This window comes from Streptomyces sp. S3(2020) (assembly GCF_013044505.1).
GTDB lineage: Bacteria > Actinomycetota > Actinomycetes > Streptomycetales > Streptomycetaceae > Streptomyces.
Window position 1 is genome coordinate 1 of sequence record NZ_JABERD010000070.1, and the last position, 13,354, is coordinate 13,354.

The window sequence follows — 13,354 nt, forward strand, 5'->3', positions numbered from 1 at the left end:
TTCCGTTGTGGCCATCCGCGAGGTGTTCACTCGTTCGGGGTCACTTCGTCGCCGCACGCCCCATACGACGTCCCCGCGCTGCGCATGATGCCCCCTCAGCACGCACGACCCTGGGGGGACCATGCGCCCTCGCGCCCCCGCACCCACCGTCGCCGCTCGCCTCCCACAGGCCCCGCCCGCACCCGATCACGAAAGCCGCACAGGCGGTGCGGGTGGGAATCCTGACCCGGCCGGAGGCCGGGCGTACTCGCCCCTGACCCGGAGGGACCCCTGATGTTCGCCCCCAACGGCCTCGCCCGCGCAGCGCTCCGTTTCCGTCCCTCCGCGTTCGTCGGCACGTTCGTCGCCCTCGCCATGGCCGCGCTGGTCGTGTCGGCGTGCGGCATCCTGCTGGAGACGGGCATACGGGCGAAGGTCCCGCCCGGCCGCTACGCGAACGCCCCGGTCGTGGCCGCCGCCGACCAGAAGGCCCACTACGGCAAGGGCGACAGCGCCGACAGCGAACCGGTCCCGGACCGCGCCCGCCTCGACGCCGCCCTGGTCACGAAGGCGGCCGGCGTGCCCGGTGCCCGCACGGCCGTGGCGGACGTCACCTTCCCGGTGGCCGGGCCCCGGGGCGAAGCGCTCACCGCCCACAACTGGTCCGCCACCGCCTTCAGCGGCGAACACCTCACGGCGGGCCGCGCACCGACGGCCCCCGGCGAAGTCGTCCTGAACCGGGCCGGCATCGGCGACGAGGTCACCCTCACGACCCCGGCCGGAACCCACACCTACCGTGTCTCCGGCACCACGGACTCCGCGCAGGCCTGGTTCGCGGACGAGGAAGCCGTACGGCTCTCAGGGCACCCGGGCCGTATCGACGCCATCGCCGTGCTCCCGAAGCCCGGCGTCCCCACCGACACCCTTGCCGCCCAGGTGGCCCGAGCCCTGGGCGGCAAGGCCAAGATCCACACCGGCGCCGACCGGGGCACCGTGCAGGACCCCACCCTCGACGAGGGCAAGGAGGTCCTCATCGCCCTCGGCGCCTCCTTCGGCGGCACCGCCACGATGGTCGCCATGTTCACCGCGGCCGGCACCGTCGCCCTCGCCGTCGGCCAACGCGCCCGGGAGTTCGCCCTGCTGCGCGCCATCGGCACCAGCCCGCGCCAGATCCGCCGCTCCATCGCCACCGAGGCCCTCCTGGTCGCCCCGGTCGCCGGCGTGGCCGGCTGTGTGCCCGGAGTCGCCCTGGCCGCCTGGTGGTTCGGGCAGCTGCGCGACCGGGGCGCGGTACCACGCCCCGTCGACCTGGCCGTCTCCTGGATCCCCCTCGTCGCCGCGGTCGGCGCCGTACTCGTCACCGCGCTGCTCGCCGGATACATGGCGGCCCACCGCAGCTCCCGCATCAAGCCGGGCCAGGCGCTCAGCGAGGCGTCCGTGGAGCGGCTGCGCGTCGGCTGGATCCGCACCCCGCTCGGCATCGCCGCGGCGGCCGGCGGCTGTGTCTGCGCGGGCCTGGCCGCCTCGACGACCGGCGAGGACGCGGCCAACGCCGCGCTCGGCATCGTCATGCTGTTCATGCTGGCCGTGGCCCTGCTCGGCCCGCTGATCGCCCGCGCCTGCGCCGCCCTGTTCGGCCTCCCGCTGCGCGGCGCCTCCGCCTCCGCCGTGCTCGCCGCCGCCAACTCCCGTACCAACGCCCGCCGCCTGGCCTCCGCGATCACCCCGATCGTGCTCGCGACGGCGTTCTCCTCGGTGCTGCTCTTCCTACACTCCAGCGAGGACCATGTCACCGCCGAGCAGCAGCGCGACGGGATCATCGCCGACCACATCGTCACCGCCGACGGCCCGGGTCTGGCCCCCGACGCCGTACGACGGGCCGAACGCGCTCCCGAAGTCACCTCCGCCGTCGGTCTGTTGAAGGCCTCGGTGCTGGTCCCGGGCTCCGGCGGCGCGCTGGAGTCGGCCACCGCACAGGGCGTCACGGGCTCCGTGGCCGATCTGAGGGCCGTACAGGATCTGGACGTCAAGGACGGCCGACTCTCCCTGGAACCCGGCGAGATCGCCGTGGACGCCTCCCTGGCCGACAACGCGGACGCCGAGGTCGGCGACCGTCTCCCGATCCGGCTGCCCGACGGCACGAAGGCCGAGCCGAGGATCGTGGCGACGTACGGACGGGGCATGGGCCTGTCGCAGGTGACGATGGCCCGCGCCGGCCTCGCCACCCATGTCACCTCCGCCTTCGACACCGAACTGTGGACCAAGGGCGGTACGGGAGCCGGTCTGGAGGAGCTCGGCACGGTCCTGGCCCGCGCCGACCACACCACCGCCCAGTCCGTGGACCGCAAGCTCAACGCCTGGGCGAACAACGTCATGGCGGCCGTCCTCGGCGGCTTCGCGGCCGTCGCCGCCGGCAACACCCTGGTGATGACGGTCCTCGACCGCCGCCGCGAACTGGGCACCCTGCGCCTCATCGGCTCCACCCGCCGCCAGGTGCTGCGCATGATCCGCTGGGAGGCCCTCCTGGTCGCCGTCGCAGGCATCGTCCTCGGCACGGCCATCGCGCTCGCCACGCTCGTCCCGATGATGAACGGACTGACGGGACAGGGCCCGTACATCCCGCCGCTGGTGTACGGCTCACTCGTCGGGGCGATCGTCGTCCTGGGCCTGACCGCGGCCGGCCTTCCGGCCCGCGCGGCGCTGCGCGGGGAGACACTGGACCCGTGACCGACGTACCGCGCACCCTGACCCTGACCGAGGTCGAAGCCCTCGCCCGCGCCGCCCACGAGGGCCAGACCGACAAGGCGGGCCGGCCCTACGCCGAACATCTCCACGCGGTGGCCGAGGGGGTGCGTGCGCGGGGTGGTGACGCCGAGCAGATCGCGGCCGCCTGGCTGCACGACGCCGTCGAGGACGACGCGCTCTCCGCGAACTGGCTGGAGGAGGCCGCGCTGAGCCGTCGTACGAAGGACATCGTGCTCGCGGTCACCAAGCGGGCGGGGGAGCCGCCCGAGGGGTACGCGGGGCGGATCCTCGCCACTCCCGGCGCGCTGCTGGTGAAGGAGTCGGACCTGGCGCACAACGCCGACCCGGAGCGCCTCGCGGTCCTCGGCGAGGAGACCCGGAAACGACTGACCGAGAAGTACGCGCGGATGCGCGCCCTTCTCGGTCTGGGGGTGTGACGACTGTCCGGGGTGTGACGGCTAGGCGAGGACCTTCTCGCGCTGATCGCCGCGCTCCTGCCGGCGCTCCTGCTTCTGGCGTTCTCTTGCCAGTTCGGCGGCGTCCTGCTTGAAGGCCCACGCCATCGTCGGCTCCATCGCGAACCGGAAGACCCGCCGCACGGGCTTCGTGCACAGCACGGTGACGACGGCGGCCGCGAGGACGCTCACGGCGATCTCGCCGAGCGGGCGGTGCAGCCAGGGGTGGTCGAACCAGCCCTGGTAGTCACCGGCCTTCACCAGGAAGCCGTGCAGCAGATAGCCGTACAGCGTGCCCGCGCCGAGTGCCGTGAACCACATCCTCCGGCGCGGCACCCAGGCGAAGAAGCAGGCGGTCAGCAGCAGCGAGCAGCCGAACATCGCGAGCACCATGACCGGCCCGGCCCACCACGGCGCACCCAACTCCTGGGCGGCGTCCCGGTGGTAGAACCACGCGGTGTTCATGCGCGGCACCGCCCACCAGCCGACGGCGAGCGCGGCCGCGAACACGGGCACCGACAGGATCCGCACCGCGCGGGTGCGCACCCGGTGGAAGTGCTCGGGCCTCATGCACAGGCCCAGCACGAAGTACGGCAGGAACTGAAGGATCCGCTGGAGGTCCAGGTCGTCACCGATCGACGGCGCGACGGACGCCAGCATCGCGAGGCCCAGTGCGAAGGGGAGCGGCCAGCGGACCGCCTTCAGGACGGGGGTGATCATCCGCCAGACGAACAACGCGCACAGGAACCAGGTCAGGTACCAGGGGTCGAGCAGGCTGATGTCCTTGCCGGGGTCGTCGCCGGCCACCCGGTCGAAGAGGACGTAGGCGGTCTCGAAGACGATGTACGGCACCGCGACACCGGTGATCAGGCGCCGCAGCCGGTCCGGGCGCATGTCGAAGCTGCGCGAGAAGAAGCCGGAGATGATGATGAACGCCGGCATGTGGAACGAGTACACGACCGTGTACGCGGCCTCCAGGATCCGGCTGTCGCCCTTGAGCGGTTCCCAGGCGTGACCGACGGCCACCAGCACGATCGCCAGGTACTTGGCGTTGTCGAAGAAGGAGTCGCGCTGCTTGCCGGCGGGCTTGGCCGGCTGTTCGTTCTGCTGTTTGAGGGGCGAGCGCGGGCTCGGCACTCCTGATGCCGACGGCTGGGCAGGGGGGAGCGGCGCTCTGCCGCGTGCGGGGGACGAGGCAGCGTGGAACATCTGAGGCACCCTAGCGTTGTCTGTGGGTTTTCGTAAAACCCGCGAGGTCATTCCTGGTTATTCGCTTCGGGTGCCCAGGAAATCGCGCGGTTGACGTCCTGTGAACGTGACGGTCAACACACCTGTCGGGTAAGGGTTATGGTCACGGCAAGCGTCAACTTGAGGTGATTCATCCCGACTAAATAGGGCATAAGACCAGCAGGCGACTCCTGTGGAATGTCCGCTTCCTGTGGGTGCGGCGACTATTGGAATTACCTGCGAACAGGATGTGTGGAGACCGAAACGATCCAGTCGAATTACCTGTGTGGGTGCACTCTCGAATTGTTGTGCGGGCCATGAAGGGCCGGCCGTGGGGCCGGGCGGCGCCGCACAGTTCAGGCACAGGTGTGGTCAACGATGCATCACCCGCCGCATACAGCGGCTTGGTTGGTGGCACGATGGTTCTGGCGGGGGTGTGCGGGGCTGGCACCCCCGGGCCGGGAGAGCGGACCGACCGAGGGTGTGATCAGTTGTGGCCATTTCGCTGTCAGTGGTGTTGCTGATGGGGATCATCATGGTGGTGTTGATCCGTGGCGGATCCCTCAAGGCCGGACCTGCCGTGGTGGCCGTGCTGTTCGGCTTCTTCCTCGCCTCGACAGGCATGGCCGACGACATCCAGCGCTTCCTCAACTCGATAGCCGAGACCATCAACTCGATCCAGTTCTGACCCCGTTGACCCGTGGAGCTAGGCTGGCCCGTCCGGTCACGGGGGCCGGAAGCGGGCAACGGGGGGACGTACGGGGATGGCGCTGCGCGACTCGGACCCGGCGGAGGCGGGCGGTTACCGCATCGAGGACCGGCTGGGCAGCGGCGGAATGGGCGTGGTCTACCTCGCCCGCTCCGCCTCCGGCCGCCGTCTCGCGGTCAAGGTGGTGCACGGGCACTACGCGGACGACGAGGAGTTCCGCGCCCGGTTCCGCCGTGAGGTGGCCGCCGCCCGCCAGGTCAGCGGCGCCTTCACGGCTCCGGTCGTGGACGCGGACGCCGACGCGGCGCGCCCCTGGATGGCCACGCTCTACATACCGGGCTCGGACCTCGGCACCTACGTACGCGACAACGGCCCGCTGCCGCTGCCCCGGCTCCGTGGACTCGCCGCGGGCCTCGCCGAGGCCATCCGCGACATCCACCGCGCGGGCGTGGTCCACCGGGACCTGAAACCGGCCAATGTGATGCTCGCCGACGACGGCCCCCGCGTCATCGACTTCGGCATCTCCCGCGCCACCGAGTTCGCCGCCTCCGACGTCCTCACCCAGACCGGCCGAGTGATGGGCACCCCGCCCTTCATGTCCCCGGAACAGTTCTCGGCGCCCCAGGACGTGGGCCCGGCGGCCGACATCTTCTCGCTGGGCGCGGTGGTCGCGTTCGCCGCGTCGGGCCGTGGCCCCTTCGACAGCCCGAGCCCGTACGAGACGGCGATCCGCGTGGTCGAGGGCACCCCCGAACTCGACGGCGTCCCCGCCGAGTTGCTCCCCTTCATCCGCCTCTGTCTGGAAAAGGAACCCAAGTCCCGGGCCACGGCGGACGAGTTGCTGCGGCTGCTGCGCGACGGCGACTTCCCCGCCCCTCGCCCCACGGACGACACCCCGGTCGCCGCGGGCAGGCCCGGCCGTCGCCGTTGGGCGGCCGCCGTGGCGGGCGCCGTGGTCATCGCGGCCATCGCGACGACGACCACGATCACCCTCGCCGGCGACGACCCGGCCCCCGGGAACCTGCCGGCCGGCTGGCAGACCTGGCACGCGCAGGCGAAGGACCCCAGCGTCGACAAGGAGCCGGTGTCGACCGACGCCCCCTTCAACCGCTGTGTCGTCTCCGAGGGGGCGTCCCTGGTGTGCGCGGGCGACGAGGTCCTGGCGACCCGCTTCGCCCTGGCGGACGGCCGCAACACCTGGAGCCTGCCCATCGACGGGACGGCCGACGACATCGGCACCAGCAGCTCGGCCGGGGGCACGATCATCGGCGCCCGCGACGGCCGCGTGTACGCCTACGGCGCCGACGACCGGCCCGTCGCCGACGAAGAGGTGACCCCGACCCGCTTCACGGTCCAGTCCCTGGACGCCGAGACCGGCAAGGTGATCTGGAAGACGGTCACCGGCGACAGCGACGAGGCCGAGGAACCGAGCAGCGACCACGGCGCCTCCGTCGCCGTGCCCGAGGGCGTGATCACCGCCTACGGCAAGAAGGGCGATGAGTACGCCCTGCTCGGCGCCGACGACGGCAGGATCCGCTGGAAGCAGCGGTTCCCCGAGCCGAACGCGCAGATATGCCTGCTCCGCAGCGCTGCCCGGCACGGGTACCTGGTCTGCCAGAAGTGGGACGACGACGAGGTCGCCGCCACGGACATCTCCCAGCTCGACCCGGCGACCGGACAGGCCCGCTGGACCGTGCGGCTCAAGGGGGACAAGGACGTCGTAGGACAAGCCGACGGACGTCTGATCGTGCTCGGCACGACCGGCGAGCACCGCTCGTTGACCCTGATCAACGCCTCGTCCCACATCCGGACGAGCGTGCGGCTGTCCGAGCCCCAGCCCGAGGGCTCCACCCCGACCCTCCTGCGCGGCAGGCTCTACTTCACGCTCCCCACCGGCGGCGTACGCGCGGTCGATCCGCGGACCGGTGAGCAGCTCTGGGCGAGCGACTCGGGAGTGGAGCAGGCGGGTCCTCCCACCGCCTCGGCCACCCACCTCTACATCTCGTCCGTCAGCGGCCGCCTGGCCGTCCTCGACCTGGGCACCGGAGCCGTCGAGGCCACCCGCGGCGGCCGGGACGACGGCGGCACCATCGACTTCCCCGTCATAGCCGCCCCACCGGTCCTCGTCGGCGACGCCCTCTACGTCCCGTACGGCATCCGCTCCGTGTACACCGTGGACGTACGAACCCTCTGACCCGGTACGACACGAAGGGCCCGGTTCCGAGGAACCGGGCCCTTCGCAGTACAGAGCGGGCGACGGGAATCGAACCCGCGTAGCTAGTTTGGAAGACTAGGGCTCTACCATTGAGCTACGCCCGCACAGGACGCGCCGCAGGTCGGACGACCGCGGCACAGAAGGCATCGTAGCGGGTCGGGACCCCTCGCCGCACACCCCGTAAATGCGGCAGCTGTGCTGCCTGCGGGCATGTACCCTACGTGTCGCACCAGACGGGGTGTGGCGCAGCTTGGTAGCGCGTCCGCTTTGGGAGCGGAAGGCCGTGGGTTCAAATCCCGCCACCCCGACCATCAGCAGTGATCTTCATTCCTGATCGCCTTTTGGGGCGTGTAGCCGCTGCGGTTACTATGCAAGCTGCGCGCCCGTGTGTCTCTCGTCTGATGTAGTCCTCAGGGCGGCTAATCCGCCGGAGCCGTTCTGGCCCCGGCAGAATCCAAGAAGTCAGCCACAAGGAGACCGAACCGTGAAGAGCGCCGTGGAGACCCTGAACCCGACTCGGGTTCGGCTCACTGTCGAGGTGCCCTTCGAGGAGCTCAAGGACAGCCTCGACGCGGCGTACAAGAAGATCAACCAGCAGGTCACGGTGAAGGGCTTCCGCAAGGGCAAGATCCCGGCCCGCGTCATCGACCAGCGGTTCGGCCGTGGTGCTGTGCTGGAGGAGGCCGTCAACGACGCGCTTCCGAAGTTCTACACCGAAGCGGTCAACGAGGCCGAGCTGGACGTCCTGGGCCAGCCCGAGGTCGACATCACCGAGCTGAAGGACGGCGACACGCTGAACTTCACCGCCGAGGTCGACATCCGTCCGTCCCTGGAGCTCCCCGAGGACTTCTCCTCCATCGAGGTCGAGGTCGACGCCGTCGAGGTCAGCGACGAGGACGTCGAGAAGTCGGTGGAGCAGCTCCGTGAGCGCTTCGCCTCCACCTCCCCGGTCGAGCGTGCCGCCGAGGACGGCGACGTCATCACGATCGACCTGGAGGCCAAGGTCGACGGAGAGGTGCTGGAGGACGGCATCGCCAGCGGTGTGTCCTACACCATCGGCTCCGGCGAGCTGCTCGAGGGCATCGACGACGCCGTGAAGGGCCTGGAGGCCGGTGGCGAGGCCACCTTCACCTCCGAGCTCAAGGGCGGCTCCGCGGCCGGCAAGGAGTCCGAGGTCACCGTCAAGGTCACCCAGGTCGCCGCCCGCGAACTGCCGGAGCTGGACGACGAGTTCGCGCAGCTCGCCTCCGAGTTCGACACCCTCGACGAGCTCAAGGCCGACAGCCGCAAGCGCCTCGAGAACATGAAGCAGTACGACCAGGCCACGCAGGCCCAGGAGCGCGTCCTGGAGAAGCTGCTCGACCTGGTCGAGGTCCCGGTCCCCGAGAAGCTGCTCGAGGACGAGGTCAACACCCGTAAGCACAACCTCGAGCACCACCAGCTCGGCCAGATGGGCCTCGACCTCGAGAAGTACCTCGAGATCCAGGGCAAGACGGTCGAGGAGTTCGAGACCGAGACCAAGGACGCCGCGGTCAAGGGCATCAAGACCCAGTTCGTCCTCGACGAGCTGGTCAAGCGCGAGAAGCTGAACGTCAACCAGGAGGAGCTCACCGAGCACCTCATGCGTCGCGCCGCTTCCTCCGGCATGTCCCCCGACCAGTTCGCCCAGGCGGTCGTCGAGGGCGGCCAGGTTCCGCTCCTCGTCGGCGAGGTCGCCCGCGGCAAGGCCCTGGCCGTCGTGGTCGAGGCCGCCACGGTGAAGGACACCAACGGCGAGGTCATCGACCTGGACGACGAGGACGAGGTCGACGAGGTGGAGACGGCCACCGAGGTCGCCGCCGAGGCCACCGAGGCGGACGCCACGGACGCCGACACGGAGAAGACCGAGGGCTGAGCCCACGGCACCGAGCAGGTCGTAGGACGGGCCCCTGGGGACTTTCCCGGGGGCCCGTCCTGTCACCTGGGGCGGCGCGACGGGCCACAGACAACCCGCAGCCGCCCATGTACGAAAAGTCACCACGACGCTACGCCCCCGGCGAACAGCCCCGTATCCGGGATTCCCCGAAGGGACCAGCGCGTTAGGGTCCATGAATACGAGGGCAGTGGAGTCCCCGAACAGCTCCAGCCCACAGGGAACACGTGAAGACGGCCCGGCGCCGTCGTAAGACGAGCAGGTGGATACGTGACGAATCTGATGCCCTCCGCCGCCGGTGAGCCCAACTTCGGTGGTGGCCTCGGCGACCAGGTCTACAACCGGCTGCTCAACGAGCGGATCATCTTCCTCGGCCAGCCGGTCGACGACGACATCGCGAACAAGATCACCGCACAGCTGCTGCTCCTTGCCGCGGACCCGGACAAGGACATCTACCTCTACATCAACAGCCCCGGCGGCTCGATCACGGCCGGCATGGCGATCTACGACACCATGCAGTACATCAAGAACGACGTGGTGACGATCGCCATGGGCCTCGCCGCCTCCATGGGCCAGTTCCTGCTCAGCGCCGGCACCCCCGGCAAGCGCTTCGCGCTGCCGAACGCCGAGATCCTCATCCACCAGCCCTCCGCCGGCCTCGCCGGCTCGGCCTCGGACATCAAGATCCACGCCGAGCGGCTGCTGCACACCAAGAAGCGCATGGCTGAGCTGACCTCCCAGCACACCGGTCAGTCGTTCGAGGAGATCACCCGCGCCTCCGACCGCGACCGCTGGTTCGACGCCGACGAGGCCAAGGAGTACGGCCTCATCGACGAGGTCATCACCACGGCCGCCAACATGCCGGGCGGCGGCGGCACCGGGGCCTGAGGCCCCCTGCAAGCCCTCAGCCGACCGCCTCAGCCTCTAGGAGACAGAAAGTGAACGACTACCCCGGCAGCGGCCTGTACGACCGCACGCGCGCCGAGTACACGGGTCCCTCCGCGGAGTCCCGCTACGTCATCCCGCGCTTCGTCGAGCGCACCTCGCAGGGCATTCGCGAGTACGACCCGTACGCGAAGCTCTTCGAGGAGCGCGTGATCTTCCTCGGCGTCCAGATCGACGACGCCTCCGCCAACGACGTCATGGCGCAGCTGCTGTGCCTGGAGTCGATGGACCCGGACCGTGACATCTCGGTCTACATCAACAGCCCCGGTGGCTCCTTCACCGCGCTGACCGCGATCTACGACACGATGCAGTTCGTGAAGCCGGACGTCCAGACGGTCTGCATGGGTCAGGCGGCCTCCGCCGCGGCGATCCTGCTGGCCGCCGGTACGCCGGGCAAGCGCATGGCGCTGCCGAACGCCCGTGTGCTGATCCACCAGCCCTACAGCGAGACCGGCCGCGGTCAGGTCTCCGACCTGGAGATCGCCGCCAACGAAATCCTCCGGATGCGCGCGCAGCTGGAGGAGATGCTGGCCAAGCACTCGACCACGCCGATCGAGAAGATCCGCGAGGACATCGAGCGCGACAAGATCCTCACGGCCGAGGAGGCGCTCTCCTACGGTCTGATCGACCAGATCATCTCCACTCGGAAGATGAACAACGCAGCCGTCCGCTAGTCGGAGGCTGTATTGTCTGCCGCCCCTTGGCCCGGTTCGTGTGCTTTGACACGCTGCACGTCAAAGTGAACCGCGCCAAGGGGGGCCCGAACGGGGGGCCCGGCAAGGTACCGTCGGAATAAGGCAGCACCAGGAGCCGCTGGACCTAGGCGTCTCCCAGGCGAAGGGGAAGCACACCGTGGCACGCATCGGTGACGGCGGCGATCTGCTCAAGTGCTCGTTCTGCGGCAAGAGCCAGAAGCAGGTCAAGAAGCTCATCGCAGGGCCTGGTGTGTACATCTGCGACGAGTGCATCGATCTCTGCAACGAGATCATCGAGGAAGAACTCGCGGAGACGAGCGAGGTGCGCTGGGAGGAACTCCCCAAGCCCCGCGAGATCTACGAGTTCCTCGAGGGCTATGTGGTGGGCCAGGAGGCGGCCAAGAAGGCGCTGTCCGTGGCGGTCTACAACCACTACAAGCGCGTCCAGGCCGGCGAGAACGGCGGCGGCAACGGCCGTGACGACGCGATCGAGTTGGCGAAGTCCAACATCCTCCTGCTGGGCCCCACGGGCTCCGGCAAGACCCTTCTCGCCCAGACCCTGGCCCGCATGCTCAACGTCCCGTTCGCCATCGCCGACGCGACGGCGCTGACGGAGGCGGGTTACGTGGGCGAGGACGTCGAGAACATCCTCCTGAAGCTCATTCAGGCGGCGGACTACGACGTCAAGAAGGCCGAGACGGGCATCATCTACATCGACGAGATCGACAAGGTGGCCCGTAAGAGCGAAAACCCGTCGATCACACGCGATGTGAGCGGCGAGGGCGTCCAGCAGGCCTTGCTGAAGATCCTCGAAGGCACCACGGCCTCGGTCCCGCCGCAGGGTGGACGCAAGCACCCGCACCAGGAGTTCATCCAGATCGACACGACGAACGTCCTGTTCATCGTGGGCGGTGCCTTCGCGGGCCTGGAGAAGCTCATCGAGTCCCGGGCCGGCGCCAAGGGAATCGGCTTCGGTGCGACGATCCGCTCCAAGCGTGAGCTGGAGGCCAAGGACCAGTTCGAGGACGTCATGCCCGAGGACCTGGTCAAGTTCGGCATGATCCCCGAGTTCATCGGCCGCCTCCCGGTGATCACCTCGGTCCACAACCTGGACCGCGAGGCCCTCCTCCAGATCCTGATCGAGCCGCGCAACGCCCTGGTCAAGCAGTACCAGCGCCTCTTCGAACTCGACGGTGTGGAGCTGGACTTCGAGCGCGAGGCCCTCGAAGCCATCGCCGACCAGGCCATCCTCCGCCAGACCGGCGCCCGGGGCCTGCGCGCCATCATGGAGGAAGTCCTCCAGGGCGTCATGTACGAGATCCCGTCCCGCAAGGACGTGGCCCGCGTCGTCATCACCGCGGACGTCGTCCACTCCAACGTCAACCCGACCCTGATCCCCCGCGACGCCCGCAACGGCCGCGGCCCGGGAGAGGCGAAGACGGCGTAACACCCGCCGCGCACAAGAACGAACGAAGGGGCCCCGGTCAATTGACCGGGGCCCCTTCGTAGTTCGGGTGCGTCAGATCTTGACGCGGACTTCCTTGCGGAGCTTGGCGGTGATTGCGGCCGCCTCCGTCGGGTCGGTCTCCTTGCCGGCCGCGAGGTCGGCGAACTCCATCGGCATCACGAACCCGACCGTGCTGTGGTCGCCCCAGATGCAGTACGTCATGCTCATCTCGGCCGGCGCGCCCGCCCCGGACTCGGTGTTCTTCATCGTGGCCTGCTGGCACTTGAGGACGGTGCCGTCGAACCCCTCGGGGGTGTAGGCCTTCGGCTCGTCCTTGAAGGTGACGTCCTCGTCGGCGGCGTCCTTCTTCATGTAGGCGAAGAGCCCGTCGACCGCCTTCTCGGGGTCCTCGATCTCGCCGTAGACACCACCGAAGGACAGCAGCTTGCCCGCCAGCGGGTTGTTCGCGTCCTCGCCCGCCTGGTACGACGCGTTGACGTCCTTGGGGTTCTTCACGCCCCACTTCGCGGCGTCCTTCAGATCCTCCTCGGTCATCGCGCCGTCGGAGTTGTCGCCCTCGCTCTTCTTGTACTCGGTGAGGACCGTGGCCGGAGTGGTCAGCTTGTGCGGGCCGTCGTCTCCGGCGGCCGAGTCGCTGCCACCGCCACCGAGGACGAGGGCGGCCCCGACGGCGATCGCGGCCACTACCGCCACCGCGCCGATGATGAGGCCGATCTTCTTCTTGCCGCCACCCGGCGCCGGCGGCTGCGGCATGCCGTAGGGGGCCTGGCCGTAGGGCGGCTGCTGACCGTAGGGCTGGGTCTGCGGGGGCACGCCCTGCGGGGCCTGCTGCGGGTAGCCGTAGCCCGGCTGGGGCTGAGTGGGCTGCTGGGGGTAGCCGTAGCCGGGCTGGGGGGCCTGCGGCGGCTGCTGGCCGTACGGGCCCGGCTGACCGTACGGACCGGGCTGCTGGGGCTGCCCGCCGTACGGGCCCGGCTGGTTGTGACTCATTACTGGGTTCCCCT

Annotated in this window: 10 protein-coding genes and 2 tRNA genes; 9 read left to right on the forward strand and 3 right to left on the reverse strand. The window is 69.6% G+C overall.

Annotated elements, in window-relative coordinates; genetic code table 11:
* Positions 1-273: 273 nt before the first annotated feature.
* Positions 274-2,706, forward strand: a complete 2,433-nt coding sequence (locus HLK59_RS22660; protein ID WP_171143327.1) for an FtsX-like permease family protein — start codon at positions 274-276, stop codon at positions 2,704-2,706.
* Entirely contained in the window at positions 2,703-3,161 is a 459-nt protein-coding gene (locus tag HLK59_RS22665) for an HD domain-containing protein (protein ID WP_171143328.1), read from the forward strand. Before HLK59_RS22660 ends, HLK59_RS22665 begins: the two co-directional genes overlap by 4 nt.
* Before the next feature lie 21 nt (positions 3,162-3,182).
* Here the strand turns inward: HLK59_RS22665 and HLK59_RS22670 are convergent, their stop codons facing one another.
* Positions 3,183-4,316: an acyltransferase family protein gene (locus tag HLK59_RS22670; protein ID WP_346779795.1), complete on the reverse strand. Its 1,134-nt coding sequence runs from the start codon at positions 4,314-4,316 to the stop codon at positions 3,183-3,185.
* Positions 4,317-4,899: 583 nt separating this feature from the next.
* Between HLK59_RS22670 and HLK59_RS22675 the strand changes: the two genes are divergently transcribed.
* Both HLK59_RS22675 and HLK59_RS22680 read left to right on the forward strand, forming a co-directional pair.
* Positions 4,900-5,094, forward strand: coding sequence for a hypothetical protein (locus HLK59_RS22675; RefSeq protein WP_171143330.1), 195 nt, complete (start codon positions 4,900-4,902; stop codon positions 5,092-5,094).
* A 76-nt stretch (positions 5,095-5,170) separates the two neighbouring features.
* Complete coding sequence (locus HLK59_RS22680) at positions 5,171-7,309, forward strand: serine/threonine-protein kinase (protein ID WP_171143331.1); 2,139 nt, start codon at positions 5,171-5,173, stop codon at positions 7,307-7,309.
* Positions 7,310-7,363: 54 nt separating this feature from the next.
* Here the strand turns inward: HLK59_RS22680 and HLK59_RS22685 are convergent.
* Positions 7,364-7,434 (reverse strand) — tRNA-Gly (locus tag HLK59_RS22685).
* A 130-nt stretch (positions 7,435-7,564) separates the two neighbouring features.
* Here HLK59_RS22685 and HLK59_RS22690 point away from each other — a divergent pair.
* From HLK59_RS22690 to clpX, 5 genes are all read left to right on the forward strand, one after another.
* Positions 7,565-7,641, forward strand: a tRNA-Pro gene (locus HLK59_RS22690).
* 173 nt (positions 7,642-7,814) lie between these two features.
* Positions 7,815-9,224 (forward strand): trigger factor, encoded by a 1,410-nt coding sequence (tig, locus tag HLK59_RS22695; protein WP_171143332.1) that lies wholly within the window; start codon positions 7,815-7,817, stop codon positions 9,222-9,224.
* Positions 9,225-9,524: 300 nt separating this feature from the next.
* Positions 9,525-10,130: an ATP-dependent Clp protease proteolytic subunit gene (locus HLK59_RS22700; RefSeq protein ID WP_171143358.1), complete on the forward strand. Its 606-nt coding sequence runs from the start codon at positions 9,525-9,527 to the stop codon at positions 10,128-10,130.
* Between the two features lie 50 nt (positions 10,131-10,180).
* Positions 10,181-10,861: an ATP-dependent Clp protease proteolytic subunit gene (locus HLK59_RS22705; protein WP_346779796.1), complete on the forward strand. Its 681-nt coding sequence runs from the start codon at positions 10,181-10,183 to the stop codon at positions 10,859-10,861.
* A 178-nt stretch (positions 10,862-11,039) separates the two neighbouring features.
* Positions 11,040-12,329, forward strand: a complete 1,290-nt coding sequence (gene clpX, locus HLK59_RS22710; RefSeq protein WP_171143333.1) for an ATP-dependent Clp protease ATP-binding subunit ClpX — start codon at positions 11,040-11,042, stop codon at positions 12,327-12,329.
* 72 nt (positions 12,330-12,401) lie between these two features.
* Here the strand turns inward: clpX and HLK59_RS22715 are convergent, their stop codons facing one another.
* Positions 12,402-13,340 carry a hypothetical protein gene (locus HLK59_RS22715; protein ID WP_171143334.1) on the reverse strand — a complete coding sequence of 313 codons (939 nt, stop codon included), beginning with the start codon at positions 13,338-13,340 and terminating at the stop codon, positions 12,402-12,404.
* Positions 13,341-13,354 lie beyond the last annotated feature (14 nt).